The following is a 21409-nucleotide window of genomic DNA, read 5'->3' as shown; positions in this document are numbered from 1 at the left end:
TCCCAATGACCGTCGAGCTGCACGAGACGGAACCGCCCCTGGACGCCGACGCCTGAGCCGAACCTGGCCATCCCGGTGTCCGCTGCGTCCGGGACCAGGCCGCAGGCCCGCCTCCATGCCGCGCCGCCGCCCGGCGCAAGCGACCCTCTCGTCTGTTGGCGGTGCCTTGCCCAGCGTTCCCCACTTACGCCTTGAGCCAAGTGGCCCAGGTTGGCATGGCGTTAAGCATCATGGCCATCGCCTTCACTGAGTCCCTGAGTGTCTGAGCGAAGCCAGCCTGGTACTCCTGACTCCCACCCCGGTGGCCGCAGGCCATCCACAGCTGCCAAGCCGCCGCTCCCACGCGTCCGGCGAACATACCGGTGAACGCCGACTCATCGACCGCCCCGACTGCCCCTCCCGCAGCGACATACCCGGACAGGCACGCTTCGACGATACGGCGCTCGGGCACTTCCAACCCGCGGCCGAAGCCGGCGAGACCGAAAGCGGTGAAGACCAGTTCCCACCACGGGTCCTGCGCCCCAGCCGCATCGAAGTCCAACAGCACCGGTCCACCGGAGCCGGTCAGAACGTTCTGGTGCCGGATGTCGCGATGCATGACCAACTTGGATCGCCACAACTCCTGCTGATCTTCGACCATGGCCTCGGCCTGCTCCACCGACAGCTTGAAGATGCGGACATGCTCGGCACTGAGGACCTCGAGGCGTTCGGCCTGAGCGAACCACTCCTCCCACTCTCGCTGGGAGTACGACCGGTAGTCGCCATCGACGGTCGGGTCGGCTGGAATCGCGCACCGTGCAAGGTCAGCGACGAGCCCGCCAGCCCATGCCGCCAACGGTTCGGACGTCGGCGCGGTCGGATGCGCACCCTCGACGAAGCGCACCGCACGGGCGTAGACACCGTCCCCGATCGGTCGCCACAGACCCGCTTCTCCCAGAGTTGTCGATTGTGGCTCGGGCATCGCGATACCGATCTCCCACGCGGCGACTTCAAGCGCCCCTGCCTGGGCAGCCATGGGCAGCCAGAAGTCACCCCAGCAGGGGACGATCTTCACCACCCATGAGCCTGAGTCAGTAACGGCCTTCCACACCGGGCTTTGCTCGTCATCCTTGAGCAGCAGCGGGGCATCCAGCAACTGTCCCAACCCGAGCCGCTCGGCCGCCTGTGCCAGGTTCATAGCCAGTCACTCAACCCGCCCGCCACCCCAGCGGCAACCGAATTGTTCGTCCAACCCAACAATCTCAGACCTCCACAACTTGAAACCAGTTCCAATGAGGAACTGAAAGCGTGACCGCTGAATTCCCGGCCATCGACCGTGATAAGAGCCCGCTGCTCGATGCCGGCCGCCGGGAGCTGTCCGCTCCGGCCAGCGATGTCGCCGAAGCCGCCGACCACGTCCTGAGTAGTGGCCCCGGCGACTCGGACCATGCGATAGCCACGCTTCTCCACCACGTTGCCTCGACCTTGGGACCAGCAGGACGTCGCACTTCGCGAACACGCTCTTGCCGTCGCCCGCGCACTCGAGAGCGAGCTGCGCGCGACGATCGACGTGGCGCTCTCGGAGGCCGAGGAGCCAGCCGCCTCGGAGCCCGGGGACGGCCACATGCGGGAGTTTCAGCAGGTCGTGGCGGATCGGGGTGCTGCTCGCCCACGCCGAGACCTCTCTGGTTCACCAAGAGAGGCTTTTCTCCTTCTTCCTCGCGGCGTCGCTCGAACGCTCGGTTCGGACCGGGTGATACGCCAGCGGTGCCTCGCCTTTGGAAACCGGAGCAGGCGTGTCGCCATGGTCATTGAGGTGTCGGTGTGTTGGCACGCAGGAGTGCGGCTCCGAGCGGGGTGAGGGTGTGCAGCACGGATGTTGCGTGTCGGTGGCCGGTGATGAGGCCGGCGTTGCGCAGGGCGGTTGCGTGCTGGCTGGCGGATGGCGCCGAGACCGCTGCCGCGTGGGCGAGTTCGCTGGTGGTGGCTCCGACGGCGGCGGCGCGCAGGACGGCGGCGCGGGTGCGGCCGAACAGGGCTGCCAGGGGTGCGCCGGAGCCGAATTCTTCTGGGAGCGTGGAGGGGTGGGGTTCGTGGTTGAGCGCGTAGAGCAGGATGGGTTCCAGGGTGGTGGCGCCGAAGGTGACGGGGTTTCCCCAGCAGAAGTAGGAGGGGACAAGGAGCAGGCCGCGGCCGCCCAGGTGGAGGTCGCGGTCCTCGGGATAGACCGTGTGCAGGACGGGGCGCCGCCACTGGAGTGTGGGTCCCAGGTTCTGGAGGATGCCCTCGGTTCCGTGGTCGAGCACGGTGCGGGCGCGCGCGGACCGCTCGGCTTCGATGCGGGCGTGGATGCCGGTCGCCGCACGGGGCGATGACGGGTTGTAGTAGGCGCGCATCGCTCGTACCAGGTCCTTGCGCATGTCCGGCTCGGCCAGGCCGGGGGGCCCATGCTGGGGCTCCGCTGGTGCGCTGCAGGATGTTCACCTCGTGAAGGATCCGCTGCTTCGGCGTACTCAGGATGGCTTCCAGCCCGGCATCGAGGCCCGCGGCGGCCTCGGGCGGGATGAGGAAGTCGGGGCAGTAGGCAGCGCGCGGGACCAGCGGTGCAGGACAGTGCGCAAGGTGCGCCCGAGCCCTGCGGAGTGCAGGCGAGGGCCGACACTGCGATGCCAGTCGGCGTAGGCCCAGCGTCCTTGGCGGGATGGGAAACGGTGCAGGCTCGCGCAGATCTCCCACAACAGAACAGGGGCGGACGCGATACGGGTCCGCACCAGGTCGGCATCGGTGAAGTGGATACGGAGCATTCGCTTCCCCCTGTGTGGCCTGGGCTTTTTGGGCAGAGCCAAAAGGCCTGGTTGACCATGCTCGCGTCAGCGATGCTCAGGTTCAAAGCGGCGCGAGGGAAGCGATCCCTTGCGCCTCACGGTCAGCGCACATCGGGGGATTTCATGTTGACAACGGCTGTGTGGCTCCAGCCCGGACGACTGGTCCGCGAGCGTCTCGTCATGAAACGCGTCAAGAGAGCCTTACTGCATACTGCCGTCGTCCTGGTAATGGCCCTCGGCCTGCTGGCCGTCCCGTTCGGCCCGGGTGCACCGCAGGAGGCGCAGGCCGCGACGAGCGCCGGGACGATCTACGGCGAGGACGACGAGCTCCTCGGTTTCGCCAGCTTCAACCCTGGTCTGCACTACTACCACGAGCATGAGGATTCCGATCCCGACGAGCACAACTTCTTCCGGGTGACGGACAGGTGTAACGACGGTGTGGAGCTCCACCTCAGCTGGAGCTCGGCGGGCGACGGCGAATGGCGCCACGGCGACTGCACCGGCTGGCTGCCGTACCGCACGTACACCGTCCACACCCAGCACCAGAGCAAGCCCGACATGGCGGCCATCGCCTGGGCTATGAGCGCCTGGGATGCCGAGGGCGACCGCCAGGGCGGCACGGGCGTGCAGAGCGACTGGCAGGGTTCGTTCTCCGACGACGGGGACGACCTGTACACGCACTCCAGCGTCTACGAGGACGCGTTCACCGACACCAGGGACACCGTGGTCCTCACGGTCATCCCGACGGACAAGGCCACGGGCGTCTACTTGCCCGACACCATCGACGCCTACACCGACCAGATCTGGGACCGCGCGACGGAGAAGACCCCGCTGCCCGCGTCCGTCAGCGCCGACGAGCGGGAGTCGATGTACAAGCAGCTGTGGTGTCACGTGAAGTTCAACCTCGAGGGCATCAAAGGCGGTCACACCTGGGACCTGGAGGCGGCGCATCCGAACGTCAGCTGGGAGCGGGTGAACAACGGCGTCAAGGACCACGGCTGCAACTGGGGCAACCAGGGGGACGGTGGCTGGTTCGACGTGCCGCCCACCGACGGCGGCGGCGACGGCGGTGACGGTCCCGCGGACGCGGCGCCCTCGGTGGACGCCGGCCCGGACGTGTCCGTCGACGAGGGCTCGCAGGTCACCCTCGAAGGCACGGCGGCCGATGACGGCGGCACCCCTGCCACCACCTGGACGTACACCGCAGGTGACGACGTGGACGAGGGCGCGACCTGTACCTTCGCCGATGCCTCCGCCCCGCGCACGACGGTCACCTGCACCGACGACGGTACGTACACGGTGACCCTCACTGCCGACGACGGCGTCAACGCCCCCGTCTCCGACACCGCCACCGTCACGGTCCGCAACGTCGCCCCGACCCTTCAGGTGGCGAAGCCCGCCGACTGGGACGTCCACCGCGTAGAGACCGACGTCCCGGTGAAGGCCTCCTTCACCGACCCCGACAGCAATGACACCCACACCTGCAAGGTGACCTGGGACGACGGCAGCACCTCCACCTTCCCCGCGAAGGACGGCGCCTGCGACACGACCCACGTCTACGACCACGCCGGGATGAACACCCTCACGGTCGAGGTCGCCGACGACGACGGCGGCAAGGACTCCGCCGAGCGCATGGTCGTGGTCTACGACCCGCGCGCGGGCCTCGCCTCCGGCGCCGGAACCCTCCCCGACGGCCTCGCCTTCACCGCCCTGGCCAAGTACCCCTCGGCAGACTCCACGGTGCCCGCCGGAGCGGTCTCCCTCTCCGTCCCCACCGCATCCGGCCGCCAGACGATCGTCTCCACCGAACTCGAGTGGCTGGTGATCACCCCGGATGCCAAGGCCGCCGTCAAGGGCCGCTCCGCGACCCACGGCTTCCTGGGCTACCTTCAGTCGGGCCGCTTCCGCGGCGTGACCTGGCCGCTCTCCCAGGGCAACATCCCGCCTGCCGCGCCCTCGTACGACAGCACTCCGGGCGCCAGCTGGGACCTGGACGAGGCCCAGCCGAAGCAGCTCGCCACGGGCCTGACGGTGATCGACACGGGCTGGCTCCCGGGCCTGCCGTCCCTCCCCGCCCCGCTGGGCACCACTGCGGGCGAACTGCTTGACACCCTGCCCGCCCTCCGCCTGGACCTGCACGGGGACACGGAGGCCTGACCCGCACACCGCACAACGGGCAGCACTCTCGGTAACCGGCGGCTGGCCGGGAGGTCGTGATCGGTGGGATCGGTCGCGGTCTCCCGGCTAGCGCCTGTGGGGCCGATGCGTAACCGCGGTCTGGCCAAGACCAGCCTCCAGCACGAGCTCACCGGCGCCGCGAAGCCGAGATCAGCCGGATGCGCAAGATGCTCGACGCCAGCTGAAGTGAGCCCTCGCCTTGGCGCACCGAGCACGGTGACTCGGCGAGTCGTAGGGCTCCCGAAGAGGAACTGAGCAGGGTGGGCCCGACTCTTGAAGCCGGGCCCGGGTTGCGCTGGTGGAGGATCAATCCGAGGAAATGGCGCAAGCCAGGGACGCGGCGAGGCTGTAGCCGCGGCTGTCCTCGAGCAGGCCGTGGCGGCGGTGGTAGCGGCTGGTGGTGCGGGCGTCCTGACGCGCGAGAAGCAGGGTTGCGGTGCTGGCTGGACCAACGGGACCGCCAGGCTCCCTGGTGCGCCGACACGCAGATCTCCTTACCTTGCCGTGCCCCGTGGCATGGCGATGATGAGCGCATGGACGTCACCGAGGTACTCCTGCCCGGCGTCGGGCTGCGGTACGAGTTCACCAACCACGAGGGCGACCGGGTGGGCATCGTCGCCCGACGGACCGGCGACTTCGAACTGGTCCTCTACTCGCACGGCGATCCCGACGAGGCCCGTCCCCTGGTGCGATTCAACAGCGAGGAGGCCGACACCGTCGCCGAGATCCTGGGGGCGCCGCGCATCGCCGAGCGGTTCGCCGACCTCACCAAGGAGGTACCCGGGCTGCTGTCGGGACAGGTCGGGGTCCGGGCGGGCAGCCGGTATGCCGATCAGCCGCTGGGCGAGACGCGGGCGCGGAGCCGGACCGGTGCCTCGATCGTGGCGATCGTCCGCGGCGAGAATGTGATCGCCTCACCAAAACCCGACCACGTGCTGCGAGTCGGTGACGTCCTGGTCGTGATCGGAACCCGCGAGGGCATCGCCGGCGTGGAACAGATCATCCAGGGCTGAGCGTGCAAACCTCCGTCAGCGCCCTGCTGCTGGAACTCGGGATTATTCTCGCCGCCCTCAGCGTGCTCGGTGCTCTGGCACGGCGGTTCACGCTGTCGCCCGTTCCGCTCTACCTGCTCGCCGGCCTGGCCATCGGCGAAGGAGGCATCGCGCCCGTCCCCGCGGCCAGCGACTTCGTCGAGACCGGGGCGGCCATCGGCGTAGTCCTGCTGCTGCTCACTCTCGGCCTGGAGTTCTCCCTCACCGAGTTCACCGCCAGCCTGCGACGGCACGTGCCCTCCGCACTGGTCGACCTGGTGCTGAACGCCGTGCCGGGCGCGGTGGCCGGATGGCTCCTCGGCCTGGACGGCATCGGCATCCTGGCCCTGGCCGGGGCCACCTACATCTCCTCCTCAGGCATCGTCGCCCGGCTTCTGGCCGACCTGGGCCGATTGGGCAACCGGGAGACACCGGCCATCCTGTCCGTGCTGGTCATGGAGGACTTCGCCATGGCCGCCTACCTGCCGCTGCTCTCGGTCCTGGCTGCCGGCGGCCCCTGGTGGCAGGCCGCCCTCGGCGTCCTCATCGCTCTCGGCGCGATGTTCGCCGCCTTCACCGCTTCCTACCGGTGGGGCCATCACCTCGGCCGGCTGCTCGCCCACCCGGACGCCGAACAACTCCTGCTCAGAGTCCTCGGCCTGACCCTCATCGTCGCCGCGCTGGCTGAACTCATCCACGCCTCCGCCGCGGTCGGGGCCTTCCTCGTCGGACTCACTCTCACCGGCGAGACCGCAGCCCGCAGCCGCGCCGTGCTCAGCCCCTTGCGAGACCTGTTCGCTGCCGTCTTCTTCCTGGCCATCGGCCTGTCCGTCAGCCCGGACGAGCTCCTGCCGCTGCTTCCCGCCGCGCTCGCGCTGGCCGCGGTCACGACCGTGACCAAGCTGATCACCGGCCGGTACGCCGCCTGGCGGGACCAGGTCGGGCGCCGAGGCCAGCTCCGAGCAGGAACAGCGCTCATCGCACGCGGCGAGTTCTCTGTCGTCATCATCGGCCTGGTCGGCACCATGCACGACAGCCTGGCCCCCCTGGTCACGGCCTACGTCTTCGCCCTCGCCATCACCGGACCCATCCTCACCCGCTTCGCAGGCGCCCTCGCCCCCGGCGAGCCCCAGCGCACAGCGACCACGGTCAGGCACCGTGATTCTCATCAATGACCAGTTGCAAGAGTTCTGCGAGAGACCCGGAACGATCACATTTCCGCAGGGGGTCTATCACATCGGCGGGGAGACTTCTCAGTAAGTGAGTCCGGCTTTCTCGCAGGCTGACGCGAACTTCGGGGTGCAGATCTGGTCGATGGTGTACGTGCCGTCTTTGACGACGGCGTCCTTGATGTTGTCGACGGTCACAGGGATCGGAGTGAGCACGACAGCCGGGATGCCTTGGGTGGTGGGGCTGTTGATCTGGTCCTTGGCGATGTGGTTGATCCGCCTGCCACGGGCCAGGAGGACGGCGATCTCCGCGGCGGCGTCGGCCTCGGGTTTGTAGGGCTTGTAAACGGTCATGTACTGCTCGCCCTGGACGATCCGCTGCACGGCGGTGAGTTCGGTGTCCATGCCGGTGACCGGGGGCAGCGGTGAGATGTGGGCGGCCTTGAGGGCGGAGATGGCGCCGGAGGCCATGAGGTCGTTGGAGGCCACGACGCCGTCGATGTTGTCGGCGCCCAGGTCGGCGATGGCGTCGGACATACCGCTGTAGGCCCGCTCGGCACCCAGTGCACCGACGGTGTACGTCCTGACGGCTCTCACCTTGCCCTGGAGGGCGGACAGGGAGCCTTTCGTACGCAAGACGGTCTCCTGGATGACCGGGGGAGTGTCCAGCATGACGATCTGGGCGCTGCGGGCCTTGTCACCCAGGGCCCTGAGGAGGGCCTCGCTCTGCTCCTTGCCTGCCTCCACCAGGTCGTAGGCGACGATTGCCGAGACCGGCCCGTCGGCGATCCGGTCGTAGGCGACGACCGGGATCCCTGCGTCCCTCGCCTTCACGATCGACGAGCGGAGGGACGCGGCGTCGACGACGTCGATAAGCAGGACCCGCACCCCCGAGGTGATCATGGAGTCCACCTGCTGGTGCTGGGCGGCCACGTCCCCCTTGGCGTTGGCGTATTTCACCGTGCACTCCGGGCACAGCTCCTTGACCTTCTTCTCGATCAGGGGCCGGTCGAACGTCTCGTAGCGGCTGACCTGGATGTCCGGAAGCAGCAGGCCAATGGTGGGGCCGCCCCGGCGGGATGCGCCCGACTCGCCGGCCTCCCCGCAGGCGGCGAGACCCGCAGCCAGGCACACCGCTGCCAGGGCGGCGGCACCACAGCGATAGGCCTTCACCGGCACAACGGCACAACCTCCCACACCCATTTATCCGATTCGTACCCCCGAGGTGGCGCGGGCATGCGGGCCGGCGCCGGCCCGCATGCCCCAGCGCAGCGCAGCACCTGGCACGTGCCATACGCGTGCACTCGACGGTGTTGCGCTTGTAGGCCTCCCCGTCGAAGCCGGGAGGCCGGCCGCCTCGGCGTCCGCGGTGTTTGCGGTGGGCGATGAATCTGGTGCTCAATTCGGTTGCGACTGGAGCGGTAGCGCCACGGCTGGGCGAAGCTGTCCGCAGAGCAGCAGCGACGGCTGTCGGAGCTGGGCGTGAAGCCAAGGAGCGGCCCGCCCCGGCGGCCAAGGAGCCAGGAAGGCGGCAGGGAAGCCCTCAGCGGCCTTGCAGCGGGGCATCCTCGCCATTGGTGCGGCGCCGACCATCGGAGCAATGCGGGCTGAGCCGCAGGGGTGGGCTGATGGCGTCACCGGTGTGGAGGGGTCAGCCAAGGCCCGGCGCGCTCCTACGTTCGCGACGTGGCGGCGATGCAAGTCCTGCCGCCGCGGCAGAAGGCCGTGCTCGTACTGCGCGAAGTACTGGAGTTCGGTGCCGCTGAGGTGGCCACACAAACTGAGCACCACAGTCGGGGCCGTCAACAGCGCCCAGCAACGGCCCGCGCCTCCCTCTCGGAGCCCCACCGGCAGCTGCCCGGCTCGTGAGCTCAGCCCAATGGACGGGCGTCCGGTCGTCGAAGAGCGAAGGTTGGGTCAGGACCTCTTGTGCCAGCCGGTCGTCGACAGGTGCCAGTCGCCGCTCAGCATGCGTCCGGCGTTCACCTCTCCCTCAGCGTGGTGCACGGGCAGCTCGATGTGGCACATGGTGAGGGAATGCGACGGCAGGACGACCCGACCCGAGCGGAACTCGACCTTCGTCGCCCGCGGCGTGATGGTGTCGGGCTGGTCGACGTCGTTGTAGGCATCCGCATGGGGCCCCTCGAGCACCGTCGCCTGGTGGCTGCCATCAACGGGGTGCCCGGAGATGCGCACGTCGCACGCGATCGCCGAAGCGGGATCCCGGTTTACCAGCGCCAGGGTGATGCGCGACTTCGACGCGTCGAGGGTGGCGAGCGAGTCGATCATCGGGACGGAAGCGAGGCGTGGGTGGTGGCCAGGTCGGCGAGGGCGTTCAGACGCTCGTCGATGGGGTGGTCGGGTGCCGGACTCGTGCAGCACGCCCAGCGCGCCGTAGCGGGCGCCGACCAGGCCCATGGCGGTAGTGACGATGCGGTGCAGCACCGCGGGCAGTTCTATCGGACAAGGTCCGCTGTCGGGTTCGGGTCGATCATGCCGGGCAGTCTTCCACCCGGCAGGGCAGTCGGGAGTGACATCAAAGGCCACTGACATTGATCTTGTCTGACGCCGAGAAATGACCGCCCAAGTCACCTCCAAATGACTTCCCGTGAAAGTGGCACAGCCACCCCGCGGTAGTCGGGCAGTTCCGGGCGCACTCGGGGCATGCCGACCTCGTCGGAGGGCATCGCCTCGGCCTTGGCCCAGGAATGAGCGGCGAAGGCCGCCGGCCGTTTCTGACGGCAGCGGCCGCTTGAGGCTGCGTCAGGTGGTTTTACTGGTCAGATCTGCCAGGAGTGCGGTGACGATGCGGTCGGTGGTGGCGGCCATGTCGACGGAGTCGGGGGCGAGGAGCCACTGGATCTGGAGGCCGTCCATAACGGCGATGATCGCGGTGGCTGCCTGTTCGATGTTGAGGTCGGGGCGGGTCTCGCCGAGTTCGCATGCTTCGGCGAGGGCGTCGGTGACCATGGTGCGCAGTCCGGCGTAGCGGTCGCGGAAGTAGTCCTGGGCGGGGTGGCCATCGGTGACGCTCTCGGCTGAGAGCACGGCGTACAGCCGGACGATGCCTTCCCGTTCGGTGTTGCGGCGGGCGGTGTCCACCAGGTGTCGCAGGAAGGCGAGGCCCTGGGGGCGATCGGTGCCGAACTGTTCGATGCCGGTTTCGTCGCGCAGGGCGAGGACGCTGGTGAGCAGTTGCGCCTTGGACCGGAAGTAGTGCAGGACGCCGGCTTGGGTGACTCCGGCGCGGTCGGCGATCTCGGCGAGTGAGGCGTTGTTGTAGCCGCGGGCGGCGAAGGTGTCCATGGCGATCTGCAGGATCTCCTGCCGTCGCTGCTGGGCCTTGAGGCTCTTCCCTGCGCGGGGCTCCCGCCTCCCGTTCTGCGTGCTCTCGCTCATCGTGCGGAGTCTACGGGGTTGTCGATCAGTGGTCACCTTCCGATCCAACCCCGAAAAGAACCTCCGCACAAGGACTTACTAAGTACTTAGTAAGTGTGCTTTCCTGCTGCCGTTCCGCCCTCTTCATACCGCTGCAAGCGGTTTGGAAGGACGCCATGACTTCTGCCTTTCTCCTTGCCGACGCCGAGCTGCGCCGCCGTATCCGCGGCCTGGACCTTGAGTCCAAGGTCCGGCTGCTGACCGGGGACAGCGTGTGGACGCTGCCGGCCGAGCCCCGGCTCGGGCTGCGTGCGCTGACGATGTCCGACGGTCCGCAGGGGGTGCGGGGGACCGGAGCCGATCCGGCCGAAACCGGGCTGCTCGCTCCGGCGCCCAGCGCGCTGGCGGGAACCTGGGATGCGGAGCTCGCCGAACAACTCGGCGCGCTGTTCGCCACGGAGGCGCGCCGCAAGGGCGTCGACGTGGTGCTGGCGCCGCTGGCGAACCTGCAGCGCACCCCGGTCGCCGGGCGGCACTTTGAGTACTTCTCCGAGGACCCGCGGCTCACCGGGACCCTGGCCGCCGCAGTGGTCCGCGGACTGCAGGACCGCGGCGTGGGCGCGTGCCTGAAGCACTTCGTCGCCAACGACTCGGAGACCGACCGCACCCGCTACCGCTCCCGGCTGGACGAGCGCACGCTGCGGGAGGTCTATCTGGCCCCGTTCGAGCAGGTCATCGCCGAGGCCCGGCCGTGGAGCGTGATGGCCGCCTACTCGGGCGTCGACGACGGAGTGGAGTCGGCGCCCATGACCGAGCACGCGCGGCTGCTGCGCGACGTCCTCAAGGGAGAGTGGGGGTTCTCCGGGCCCGTGGTCAGCGACTGGGCCGCCACGGGTTCCACCGTGGAATCGGCGGTCGGCGGCCTCGATCTGGTGATGCCGGGGCCTGACGGCCCATGGGGAGAAGCTCTCGTGGCGGCGGTACGCGCGGGCGAGGTGGACGAGGGAATCATCGACGACAAGGTACTGAGGCTGCTGCGCCTGGCCCGGGCCACCGGCCGGATCGGCGAGCCCACCGGCCCGATCGGCGAACCGGGACAGAACACCGCACAGGTGCTGGCCGACCGCCCGGTTCCCGGGCACGACCGCCCGATTCCCGTGACGCCCGCGCCCGAGGAGTTCGCCCTGCTGCGCGAGATCGCCGCCCGCGGCACCGTCCTGCTGCGCGATGCTGCGGGGCTGCTGCCGCTCGCGTCGGACGGCATCGGCAGCATCGCGCTGATCGGCCCGAACGCGGTGGCGCCGTATCTCCAGGGCGGCGGCAGCGCGTTCGTACCGGCGGTGCACACGGTGTCCTTCGAGGACGGGCTGCGCGCGGCGCTCCCCGAGAACGTGCGCCTGAGCGTGCACCGGGGCGGCGACTCCCGCCGCCGTCTGCCCTTCGTCTCCGGTGCGCTGCTCACCGATCCCGACACCGGCACCGCTGGGATGCGGGCCGACCATGTGGACGCCGACGGGAACCGGATCGGCACCGAGGTCCGCACGAGCGGTGACTGGAAGACGTATGACGGCTTCTGTGCGGGGACGAGCCGGGTGGTGCTGCGCACGGTGCTGAGCCTGACCGAACCGGGAACGCACCGCCTGCAGTTCGGCTGCACGGGACGCTTCCGCGTGAGCGTGGACGGCGAGCACGTCCTGAGCGGCGACGACGACCGGGGCGTGGGCCTGATCCTCGACTCCAGCCACCACCACCCGCCGTTGCAGGAGATCGACCTCGGGGTGGGGGCCGAGGCGCGCACGGTCGCCATCGCCATCGACCTCACTGTGGTCGACGCTGGCAGCTACGGCCGTTTCGTCACCGCTCAGCTGCGTCACGCCCCGCCCGGGCCGACGCCGTACGAGGAGATCGCCGAAGCAGCCGCCGCGGCGCAGGCGGCCGATGTGGCCGTGGTCGTCGTGGGCACCAACGAGGAGGTCGAGTCGGAGGGCTGGGACCGCACCGGACTCGAACTGCCCGGCCACCAGAACGAGTTGGTACGCAAGGTGCTGGCCGCCAATCCGCGGACCGTGGTGGTCGTCAACGCGGGCGCCCCCGCGCTGCTGCCCTGGGCCGACGAGGTGCCGGCGCTGCTGTGGGCGTGGCTGCCGGGCCAGGAGGCCGGGCACGCGCTCGCCGACGTTCTGCTCGGCCGCACCGAACCGTCGGGCCGCCTGCCGTGGACGCTGCCGGCCCGGGCGGAGGACGTCCCGGTGCCCGACGCCCGCCCGCACGACGGCATCGTGACCTACACCGAAGGTCTCCATGTCGGCCACCGGGCCTGGGACCGTGACGGGCTCGTCCCCGCCTTCCCGTTCGGCCACGGCCTCGGCTGGACCCAGTGGGCGTACGCATCAGTCACCGCCTGCCCTCACTCCGGGACCGGCACCTCCGATACGTCCGTCTCCGCCGCCTCCCTGACCAGCCCCGCAGGCGGAGACGGACTCCAGCTGACCGTGGAGCTGACCAACACCGGCCCCCGGGCGGGCCACGAGGTCGTCCAGGTCTATCTGGAGCCGCCCCACGACGGCCCCGACCGGCCCGCGCGCCTGCTCGCCGGCTTCACCACCGTCCAGGTGGCAGCGGGCGCACGGGCCACCGCCGAGATACACGTGCCCGCCCGCGCCTTCCAGGTCTGGGACAGCGAGGCTCGCACGTGGCGCACCCCGCCCGGCAGCTACCGGCTCCACGTCGGACGCTCCAGCCGCGATCTGCGCCTCACCGCCGAGGTGACCGTCGACGACGGCGGGTTCCACGCCGCAGGCTGACCCACCCGGCCGGCCTTCACTCCCTTTGGCCCCAGCCACCCCCCTTCGTCCTGTACAGATCACCAGCAAGGGAGCCGCACCATGCGCACCAACCGTCACACCGCCAGAACCCTCCAGGCCCTCTGCGTCACCCTGACCGCAGCCCTGCTGGCCACCGGCTGCGGCCGGAGCGAGAACTCCGGGCCCGACAAGGACGCCGCCGCCAAGATCGGCGACGGCCCTGCCAAGGGCAAGCTCGTCATGTGGTCCATGGGCGACACGGACACGGCCCTGAAGGACCTGGCCAAGAAGTTCGAGCAGCAGAATCCGGACGTCGACGTCCAGATCACCGCGGTGCCGTGGGACGCGGCCCACGAGAAGCTGACCACCGCCATCGCCGGCGGCAACACACCGGACATGTCGCTGATCGGCTCCACCTGGATGGCCGAGATGGCCGCCATGAAGGGCTTCCAGGCCACTCCGAAGTCGATCAAGCCGGGGGACTTCTTCCCCGGCCAGTGGGACACCACGAAGTACGAGGACACCTCGTACGGTGTGCCGTTCATCGCGGACACATCGGCGATCTACTACCGCACGGACATCACCGCCAAGGCCGGCATCAAGGGAGCCCCGGCCGGCGACTGGGACGGCTACCTCAAGGACCTCAAGGCCATCCAGGCCACCGCGGGCAAGCAGAACCCCAAGCTGCGCAACGCCACCGGGCTGCTGATGGGCTTCAACTCCTGGTTGTTCTGGCTGCCCATGGTGTGGCAGCAGGGCGGTGACATCTACGACGCCGAGGCCAAGAAGTTCACGTTCGACTCACCCGAGGTGGCCGAAGCGCTGAAGTACTACGGCGGCATCTTCAAGGACGGCATGGCGCCGACCGACAAGACCGATGCCGCGCAGGGCTTCCGCGACGGGCTGATAGCCACCGTGCAGCAGGGCGCCAGCACCGGCGGCAACCTGCACAAGGACTCCCCGGAAATGGACGGCAAGTGGAAGACCATGCCGCTGCCCTACGCCAAGCAGCCCGCGGGGCTGGCCGGCGGCAGCGACCTGGCCGTCTTCAAGGACGCCGACAACCCCGACGCGGCATGGAAGTTCGCCGAGTTCCTCACCGAGCCCGCCAACCTCGCGACGTACGCGAAGGCCACCGGTGCGCTGCCCGCGGCCGTCCAGGCGTGGTCGGAGGGCAAGCTGACCGAGGACGAGAAGATGAAGGCGTTCGCCGAGCAGCTCAAGGTGACCAAGGCTCCGCCTGCCATCACGACCTGGCAGCAGATCGCCGACGCCATCGACTCCGAACTGGAGAAGCTGGCCCTCGGCAAGGCCACCGTCGCCCAGGTGCAGCAGTCGCTGCAGTCCAAGGCCACCAGCATCGGCACCGGCCGCTGAGTGACGCCCCTGTGAGTACCCCTCGTACGGACGGATGACATCCATGTCCATGAGCACCCATCCTGGGCAGGGCGACACGCGCGTGAAGAGCGCCGCCGGGCCGGGCCGGACGATACGGCCCGCCGACCGCCGGCGCTTCGCACTCCGGCACACCACGACCGGGCGGCAGGCCCGCGCCGCCTGGATCCTCGCCGCGCCCTTCCTCGCCCTGTTCGCGGCCTTCATGCTGCTGCCGGTCGTCTGGTCACTGCTGATGAGCCTGACCGACACCAAGAGCGCCGACCTGCGCACCCCGCTGAACGTGTCGTTCACCGGCTTCGACACCTACGTACGGATCTTCCAGGACGAGCAGTTCCTCACGGCCCTGCGCAACACCGCCGTGTTCGTCCTGGTCGGCCTGCCGTTGACGCTGGCCGCCGGGCTCGCGGCGGCCGTGGTCCTCAACAACGGCATCCATCGCTTCCGGGCAGTCTTCCGAGTCGGCTTCTACCTGCCGGTGATCACCAGCATCGTGGCCGTCGCCGTGGTCTGGAAGACCCTCCTCGAACCACGCGCGGGCCTGGTCAACACCGCCCTCGGCTGGTTCGGCATCGACGGCCCAGCGTGGCTGGCCGACACCCGCTTCGCCCTGCCCGTGATGATCGTGATGGCCGTGTGGCGGAACCTCGGCACCGTCATGATCATCATGCTCGCCGGTCTGCAGTCCGTGCCCAACTCCCTGATGGAGGCCGCCGAACTCGACGGGGCCGGGCCCTGGCAGCGGTTCTGGAGAATCACCTTCCCGCTCCTGCGACCCGCCCTGCTGCTCACCGCGGTGACTACGGGCATCGGCTACCTGCAGTTCTTCGACGAGCCGTTCGTCATGACCGACGGCGGCCCGCTCGACTCCACGCTCTCGGCCACGATGTACGCCTACCGCCAGTTCGGCAACGGCAACTACGACGCCGCGTCCGCAGCCGGCTACGTCGTCTTCGTCCTCATCGTCGCCCTGACCACGCTGCAGTTCCGCGTGCTGCGGGACAAGGACTGATGCCCCATGAGCACCCTCTCCTCCCCTCACTCAGAGCACGCAGGCACAGGCCGGGAACTGCGGCGCCGCCGCATCCGGCAGAACTGGGGCCACCCCTGGCTGTATGTGCCGCTCGCCGGCGCCCTGCTGCTGATGATCGCGCCGTTTCTGTGGATGCTCTCCGGCTCCTTCAAACCGGAAGCCGACATCCGCAGGGTGCCCCCCGTCCTCATCCCCACCAAGCCGTCCATCGGCAACTACAGCGAACTGTTCAGCAGGCTCGACTTCAGCAGCATGTTCGCCAACTCCGTGGTCGTGGCCCTGGCCGTCACCGCCGGGAACCTGATCTTCTGCTCGATGCTCGGCTACGCCCTGGCCAAGCTGGAGTTCCGCGGACGGCGCAGCGTCTTCGTCCTGGTCATCGCGACCCTGATGGTGCCGGGCCTGGTCACCTTCGTACCGCTGTACGTCGTGGTGACCAATCTGGGGCTGAACGGCTCCCTGCTCGGGCTGATCCTGCCGTTCCTCGCCGCACCCTTCGGGGTCTTCCTGATGCGGCAGTTCATCTCCACCCTGCCCGACGAACTCATCGACGCCGCCCGTGTCGACGGCTGCCGCGAGCTGGCGATCTTCTGGAAGGTCATCCTGCCGCTGACCAAACCGGCCCTCGCCACCCTCGGGATCATCACGTTCCTCGGCTCCTGGAACAACTTCCTGTGGCCGCTGGTGGTGGCACAGAACGAGGACCAGTACACGCTGCCGGTCGGGCTCGCCCTGGCCAGCAGCGGACAGGACTTCACCCGCTTCGGGATCCTGCTCGCCGGCGCCGTCGTCGTCCTCCTCCCGGTGATCACCGTCTTCCTCCTGTTCCAGCGCCACTTCGTCGCCGGCATTGCCACCACCGGCCTGAAGTGACCCCAGCTCCGGCGCCCTTCCTCGGCCCCCATGCGCCGGGTTCGCACCACCGCAGTCACCCACACAAGGAGCCGCGCCATGAGACCCACCCTTCGGCCCGAACGCGCCGCCCGGCCACGGCGCCGGGCAGCCCTGACCACCGCCGCGGCGCTGCTCGCGGCTCTCCCGACACTGCCGGCAGCCACGCCCGCCTCCGCCGCCCCCGCACTCGGTAAGGCGTCGGTCTGGCTCACCGACCTGTCCACCAACACCCACCTGTCCAAGCAGCCGTCCGTGCCCTGGAAGGCCGGCCCCGCACCGGCCGGCTCGACGATCACGGTGGACACCACGCGCACGTACCAGCCGATGACCGGCTTCGGGGCCTCGTTCACCGACTCCTCCGCCTGGCTGGTCGGGACCAAGCTCGACTCCGCACAGCGCGACGCACTCATGCGCGACCTGTTCAGCCGCCGTGACGGCATCGGACTGAGCGCCCTGCGCCAGCCCATGGGCGCCAGCGACTTCACCGCGAGCGGCAACTACTCCTACGACGACATGCCCGCCGGCCAGAGCGACCCCACGCTGGCGAACTTCACGATCGACCACGACCGGTCGTACACCCTCCCTCTGCTGAAGCAGGCCCGCAAGATCAACCCGCAGCTGACCCTCATGGCCACCCCGTGGAGCCCACCGGGATGGATGAAGACCAGCGACTCGATGGTCACCGGCCGGCTCAAGCAGGACGCCTACCAGCCGTACGCCGACTACTTCGCGAAGTTCCTCAAGGCGTACGCGGCGGCCGGGGTGCCGGTGCGCTACATCACCCCGCAGAACGAGCCGCTGTACGAACCGGCCGGCTACCCGGGCATGTACGTGCCCGCCGACCAGGAAAAGACCTTCATCACCCGCTACCTCGCCCCGACCCTGCGGGCCGAGGGCCTGTCGACCCGCATCCTCGGCTACGACCACAACTGGGACGTCACCAGCTACCCCGAATCCCTCTACGCCGACCCGGCGAGCGCCCAGCACGTCACCGGCACGGCCTGGCACTGCTACGCCGGCAACGTGGTGGCCCAGAGCGTCGTCCACAACGACTATCCCAACAAGCCCGCCTTCCAGACCGAGTGCTCCGGCGGCAGCTGGGAGGGCGACGAGCAGGGTGGCTTCGCCGGCGCCATGGACAACGTCATCAACGGCCCGCGGAACTGGGCCCAGAGCATCGTCCGCTGGAACATCGCCCTGGACGCCGACAGCGGTCCCACCAACAACGGATGCCTCACCTGCCGCCCCGTGGTGACCGTTTCCGAGAACTCCGACGGTAAGTGGTCGTACACGCCGACGGCCGATTACTGGGCGCTGGCGCAGGCCAGCAAGTTCGTCCAGCCGGGCGCGCGCCGGGTCGCCTCCAGCACCCTGGGCAAGGGCAGCATCGAGGACGTCGCGTTCACCAACCCCGACGGCTCCACCGCACTGGTCACCTACAACTCCGGCAGTACAGCCCGCACTTTCAGCGTGGGCTGGGGCGACCGCCATGTCACCTACACCCTGGCCGCGGGAGCTGCCGCGACCTTCACCTGGACCGGCACCCAGGAGGGCAGCACCGACCCGGCCGCGATCGGCTCGGTCGACGTCCCTTTCCGTAACTCCGACGGCAGCAAGGTACTGATCACCTACGACAGCAGCCTGCTCGCCCAGCAGGCTCAGGTGCGCATCGGCGACCAGTGGCTCGGCTACACCCTGCCCACCGGCGCGTCGCTCACCCCGCCCACCGGTGAGGTGGCCCTGCCTCGCGACGGCTGGCAGGCATCGGCCTCGGCCAGCAGCTCGGACGATCCGCCCTCCAGGGCCATCGACGGCGACGCCGCCACCCGTTGGAGCTCAGGACACGGCATGCAGTCCGGGGACTGGTTCCAGGTCGACCTCGGCTCTACCCAGACCTTCGACCAGATCGTCCTGGACACCAGTGCCTCGCCCGGCGACTTCGCCCGCCAGTACGAGGTGTACACCTCCGACGACGGCACCACCTGGGGTAAGCCGATCGCGACCGGCCCGGGCAGCACCGTGACCCGCATCCTGCTGCCCACCACTACCGCCCGCTACATCCGGGTGGTCAACAAGGCCGGCTCCGGCAGCTGGTGGTCGATCCACGACATCTCCGTCCTCGCCCCTGACGGAAAGACCAACCCGAGCGCGGGGACGGACAACGGCGTCCAGCGCAAGAGCGCGACCCTGCCCGACGCCACCCGGCTGACGGCGGCCTACAACGCCGGCACCGGCACTGCCACGTTCGACGTCCCGTGGCGCGGCACGACCTACAGCTACCGACTCCCCGCCGGCGCCGCCGCGATCTTCACCACACGGCCGGCCTGAACCCAAGCCGGGCAGGTCGGCTGCGCGGACCTGGGCGATCCAGTGCGGCGGCAGGAATCCTGGCGCGCCTCCGAACGCGACGACCTGCGCTCCCAGGCCCAGCTCCTAGCCCGGATCGTCCAGGTCGTGCAGAGGGAGAACCACCGTCTCAAGGAGACCGACGCGGCACTGGAACAGCAGCTGGCCGCACACGCCGGCGTCCCGGACCTCGCCAGCCGACGCCCGCTGCACCCCTAGATCGGGCCCAGCAACGCCGAGCGGCGGCACCGACCGGCGCCACCGCTCGGCGTACGTCGAACCGAAACAGCCCGAAGGCTCCACTCTCGGTGAGAATGAGCAGGTCCGTGAGCCACCGGCATGGTGGGCCAGGGGCGAAGTTCCGGCGGGGCGCGTGGCTAGGAGCGTGTCTCAGTAACCGGTGATCCGCGCGGTCCGTGATCACTCGCCGGGGAGCTCCCACACGGTCACCTTGAGCAGAACGGTGCCCGCAGCACTCTCTGTCGGGGCGGTGATCACGCGAGCGTATGCCGTTCGTCCCTCGTAGGTCTGCACACAGAAGCGGACTCCCCGGGCCAGCTTCTTGATCCACTCAGTCCCGTTGTTCTGGAGCTGGGCAGTACACTCCGCCTCGCTCGGATCGGGTCCAGTGGACGGGAGGGGCGCCAGCTGACCATGGACGTCGACCCAAGTGTGGCTCTCGAGGGAGATGTCGGTGCCGTCGGTTCTGCTGTCTGTTGCGAGCGGTGGGGCGGAGTCGAGGTCGACGTGTCCGGTGAGGAGGAATTCGAGGCGTACATCACCTGGCCCGAACCGGACCTTGGGGGGAGGCGCCGAACCTGTTCCCCGCTTCTCGGTGGAGGTTGGGGCTGCCGAGTCTGCCCGGTCAGTCGAGGGCTGAGGAGCAGGAGAGGAGGCCGGCGTCGCCCTATTGACGAGCAGGGTGACGACGATCCCAACGAGCGGTACCGCAATACCGACCACGCACCAGGCCCACTTGGGTTGCTGCGGTCCGGACGAACCGGTAGGAGGAGGCGCCCATGCCGACGCGGTGCCTTGGGTCGCACCGTCCCTGCCCGAACGTGCTGCCAGCTCCGGGACGTGGTCGGGCCCCCTGCCCCTGGTAGTGGGAGCCGCGCACGCTGCTGCCGTACGGGTGCTCCGCCGGACTCGACAGCTGGAACACGCACAGCTGCCCGATCTTCATGCCCCGCCACAGCTTGATCGGCAGGGTACCGAGGTCAATCGGCATAGGTCATAGCGAACTCTGCCCTCAAGCCCTGGCGGCCAGGTCCGCGGGGAGGCGGATCTCTCGTACGTGGAGACGATCAACTCCGGTTGCTCAAGGGCGGGGTCGATGTGCCCGTACCGGTGGGTCTCGAACACCAGGAAGCGGCGGTCGAGGCGGACGTCGATGCTGGCGGGCTGGAGCATGGCTGGCTGAAGCGCGTGGCTGGCCACCGCCCATGTGGCGTTGTCCGCCTTGCTCGCTCCCCTCACATAGACGAACTTCTGAGGCTCGCCACGGCGACGAATTTTCTCCGTTCGGTGCAACCCAAGGCGTACCTGGCGTGTCTCAGTTCCCGCAACGCGCGTAAACGCGCCATATGGGCCCAGAGTCCGAGAACGGGGAACCGAGTTGAGAAACCTGACAAGAGTCGCACTGGCCTGCTTGATCGGTGCCGGAATGGTCGCCACCGCAGGCGTGGCCGCCCAGGCCGCCCCGGCGACGGAGAACGGATCCAAGCCGCAGCAGACGATCGAGAAGGGCTACGCCCTGTCCTGCACCGGGCAGTCCGGAGGCGTCACCGTCACGGTGGACCTCTACCAGAACTCCGCGTTCGGCTCGCACGCCAGCCTGTCGGTCGAGACGCCGCACGGGGAGTACGGCGGCGGTTACGGACCGTTGGACACCACGCTCCTCTCCAACGGGACAATCGCGGCCGAGATCCCGGTCAGGAAGCTGGACGACACGGCCGAGCCGGCGGGCGACGCCGTCATCAGCGGCACCTACGCGGACGCGGGACAGCCGAAGCGCGTGCACGAGGTCATCGAGGACCCGGCGGACCACTACGTCATCACCAAGGGCACCAACACCCAGCTGGAGACGGTGACCACGGTGGATGTGCTCGGTGAGAGTGTCCCGCTGTCCTGCTCCACCGCTTTCGCGTTCGACCTCACTGTGTTGCGACTGACCCCTGGTCAGGACTGAGCAACGGTTGGGCATGACCGGTCGCCGGTGCACCGGCGGCTGGCGCCTGTCCCGACCAGCGCCGAAGCCCGAATTCCAGATGGCCGGATCGCTCCTCACTTCTCGACGCCTTTGCGGGCGATGCGGTGCTGGATGCCGCGCTCGGATAACACCGCCGCAGGTGGGCGTAGTCGTAGCCCTTGTCGG

16 protein-coding genes and 2 pseudogenes are annotated in these 21409 nt (G+C 69.0%); 11 read left to right on the top strand and 7 right to left on the bottom strand.

The window, feature by feature from the left end; all coding sequences use genetic code 11:
- Positions 1-184: 184 nt before the first annotated feature.
- The 3 genes from STSP_RS29325 to STSP_RS41050 form a co-directional block, all read right to left on the bottom strand.
- Positions 185-1177 carry an aminoglycoside phosphotransferase family protein gene (locus STSP_RS29325; RefSeq protein WP_067284005.1) on the bottom strand — a complete coding sequence of 331 codons (993 nt, stop codon included), beginning with the start codon at positions 1175-1177 and terminating at the stop codon, positions 185-187.
- Complete coding sequence (locus STSP_RS39370) at positions 1174-1452, bottom strand: hypothetical protein (protein ID WP_157902935.1); 279 nt, start codon at positions 1450-1452, stop codon at positions 1174-1176. Before STSP_RS39370 ends, STSP_RS29325 begins: the two co-directional genes overlap by 4 nt.
- Positions 1453-1787: 335 nt before the next feature.
- On the bottom strand, positions 1788-2399 hold the full coding sequence (locus STSP_RS41050; protein ID WP_332835400.1) for a hypothetical protein: 612 nt from the start codon (positions 2397-2399) through the stop codon (positions 1788-1790).
- Positions 2400-2984: 585 nt separating this feature from the next.
- On the opposite strand from STSP_RS41050, the gene STSP_RS29315 reads away from it, so the two are divergent.
- The 3 genes from STSP_RS29315 to STSP_RS29305 all read left to right on the top strand — a co-directional run bounded on the left by STSP_RS29315 (position 2985) and on the right by STSP_RS29305 (position 7188).
- Positions 2985-4961, top strand: a complete 1977-nt coding sequence (locus STSP_RS29315) for a DUF2599 domain-containing protein (RefSeq protein ID WP_157902934.1) — start codon at positions 2985-2987, stop codon at positions 4959-4961.
- 554 nt (positions 4962-5515) lie between these two features.
- Positions 5516-5995, top strand: a complete 480-nt coding sequence (locus STSP_RS29310) for a cation:proton antiporter regulatory subunit (protein ID WP_067284003.1) — start codon at positions 5516-5518, stop codon at positions 5993-5995.
- Positions 5996-5997: 2 nt separating this feature from the next.
- Positions 5998-7188 (top strand): cation:proton antiporter, encoded by a 1191-nt coding sequence (locus STSP_RS29305; protein ID WP_067284002.1) that lies wholly within the window; start codon positions 5998-6000, stop codon positions 7186-7188.
- A 78-nt stretch (positions 7189-7266) separates the two neighbouring features.
- On the opposite strand, the gene STSP_RS29300 is transcribed toward STSP_RS29305, so the two are convergent.
- Positions 7267-8355, bottom strand: coding sequence for a substrate-binding domain-containing protein (locus STSP_RS29300; protein WP_232789841.1), 1089 nt, complete (start codon positions 8353-8355; stop codon positions 7267-7269).
- 513 nt (positions 8356-8868) lie between these two features.
- Between STSP_RS29300 and STSP_RS40515 the strand changes: the two are divergent.
- A pseudogene (locus tag STSP_RS40515) lies at positions 8869-9004 on the top strand (sigma factor-like helix-turn-helix DNA-binding protein); the annotation flags it as partial.
- A 95-nt stretch (positions 9005-9099) separates the two neighbouring features.
- On the opposite strand, the gene STSP_RS37660 reads toward STSP_RS40515, so the two are convergent.
- Together STSP_RS37660 and STSP_RS29290 are read right to left on the bottom strand one after the other, a co-directional pair.
- Entirely contained in the window at positions 9100-9627 is a 528-nt protein-coding gene (locus STSP_RS37660; RefSeq protein WP_198547455.1) for a hypothetical protein, read from the bottom strand.
- A gap of 318 nt (positions 9628-9945) precedes the next feature.
- Complete coding sequence (locus STSP_RS29290) at positions 9946-10581, bottom strand: TetR/AcrR family transcriptional regulator (protein ID WP_269801060.1); 636 nt, start codon at positions 10579-10581, stop codon at positions 9946-9948.
- Between the two features lie 155 nt (positions 10582-10736).
- Here STSP_RS29290 and STSP_RS29285 point away from each other — a divergent pair, with 155 nt between their 5' ends.
- The 6 genes from STSP_RS29285 (at position 10737) to STSP_RS29260 (ending at position 19251) form a co-directional block, all read left to right on the top strand.
- Entirely contained in the window at positions 10737-13364 is a 2628-nt protein-coding gene (locus STSP_RS29285; RefSeq protein ID WP_067283999.1) for a beta-glucosidase, read from the top strand.
- Positions 13365-13445: 81 nt separating this feature from the next.
- Positions 13446-14741 carry an extracellular solute-binding protein gene (locus tag STSP_RS29280; protein ID WP_067283998.1) on the top strand — a complete coding sequence of 432 codons (1296 nt, stop codon included), beginning with the start codon at positions 13446-13448 and terminating at the stop codon, positions 14739-14741.
- A 49-nt stretch (positions 14742-14790) separates the two neighbouring features.
- Complete coding sequence (locus tag STSP_RS29275; protein ID WP_232789840.1) at positions 14791-15771, top strand: carbohydrate ABC transporter permease; 981 nt, start codon at positions 14791-14793, stop codon at positions 15769-15771.
- Positions 15772-15777: 6 nt separating this feature from the next.
- Complete coding sequence (locus STSP_RS29270) at positions 15778-16665, top strand: carbohydrate ABC transporter permease (RefSeq protein ID WP_067283996.1); 888 nt, start codon at positions 15778-15780, stop codon at positions 16663-16665.
- A 78-nt stretch (positions 16666-16743) separates the two neighbouring features.
- A complete protein-coding gene (locus STSP_RS29265) occupies positions 16744-19014 on the top strand; it encodes a discoidin domain-containing protein (protein WP_067283995.1) in 2271 nt (756 codons plus the stop codon).
- A 42-nt stretch (positions 19015-19056) separates the two neighbouring features.
- Positions 19057-19251, top strand: a complete 195-nt coding sequence (locus STSP_RS29260) for a hypothetical protein (RefSeq protein ID WP_067283994.1) — start codon at positions 19057-19059, stop codon at positions 19249-19251.
- A gap of 842 nt (positions 19252-20093) precedes the next feature.
- Here STSP_RS29260 and STSP_RS40510 read toward each other — a convergent pair.
- Positions 20094-20445 (bottom strand): annotated as a pseudogene (locus tag STSP_RS40510) (dCTP deaminase); the annotation flags it as partial.
- 238 nt (positions 20446-20683) lie between these two features.
- On the opposite strand from STSP_RS40510, the gene STSP_RS29255 reads away from it, so the two are divergent.
- Positions 20684-21223: a hypothetical protein gene (locus STSP_RS29255; protein WP_157902932.1), complete on the top strand. Its 540-nt coding sequence runs from the start codon at positions 20684-20686 to the stop codon at positions 21221-21223.
- The last annotated feature ends 186 nt before the right edge of the window (positions 21224-21409 follow it).

The sequence above is a fragment of the Streptomyces jeddahensis genome (assembly GCF_001642995.1).
Lineage (GTDB): Bacteria > Actinomycetota > Actinomycetes > Streptomycetales > Streptomycetaceae > Streptomyces > Streptomyces jeddahensis.
This window is presented reverse-complemented; position numbering and strand designations above follow the sequence as displayed.

Excerpts from the sequence above, each read along its gene's own strand:
- STSP_RS29325 (WP_067284005.1), bottom strand. The coding sequence starts at position 1,177 with ATGAACCTGGCACAGGCGGCCGAGCGGCTCGGGTTGGGACAGTTGCTG.
- STSP_RS41050 (WP_332835400.1), bottom strand. The coding sequence starts at position 2,399 with ATGCGCAAGGACCTGGTACGAGCGATGCGCGCCTACTACAACCCGTCA.
- STSP_RS29315 (WP_157902934.1), top strand. The coding sequence starts at position 2,985 with ATGAAACGCGTCAAGAGAGCCTTACTGCATACTGCCGTCGTCCTGGTA.
- STSP_RS29310 (WP_067284003.1), top strand. The coding sequence starts at position 5,516 with ATGGACGTCACCGAGGTACTCCTGCCCGGCGTCGGGCTGCGGTACGAG.
- STSP_RS29290 (WP_269801060.1), bottom strand. The coding sequence starts at position 10,581 with ATGAGCGAGAGCACGCAGAACGGGAGGCGGGAGCCCCGCGCAGGGAAG.
- STSP_RS29285 (WP_067283999.1), top strand. The coding sequence starts at position 10,737 with ATGACTTCTGCCTTTCTCCTTGCCGACGCCGAGCTGCGCCGCCGTATC.
- STSP_RS29280 (WP_067283998.1), top strand. The coding sequence starts at position 13,446 with ATGCGCACCAACCGTCACACCGCCAGAACCCTCCAGGCCCTCTGCGTC.
- STSP_RS29275 (WP_232789840.1), top strand. The coding sequence starts at position 14,791 with ATGAGCACCCATCCTGGGCAGGGCGACACGCGCGTGAAGAGCGCCGCC.
- STSP_RS29270 (WP_067283996.1), top strand. The coding sequence starts at position 15,778 with ATGAGCACCCTCTCCTCCCCTCACTCAGAGCACGCAGGCACAGGCCGG.
- STSP_RS29265 (WP_067283995.1), top strand. The coding sequence starts at position 16,744 with ATGAGACCCACCCTTCGGCCCGAACGCGCCGCCCGGCCACGGCGCCGG.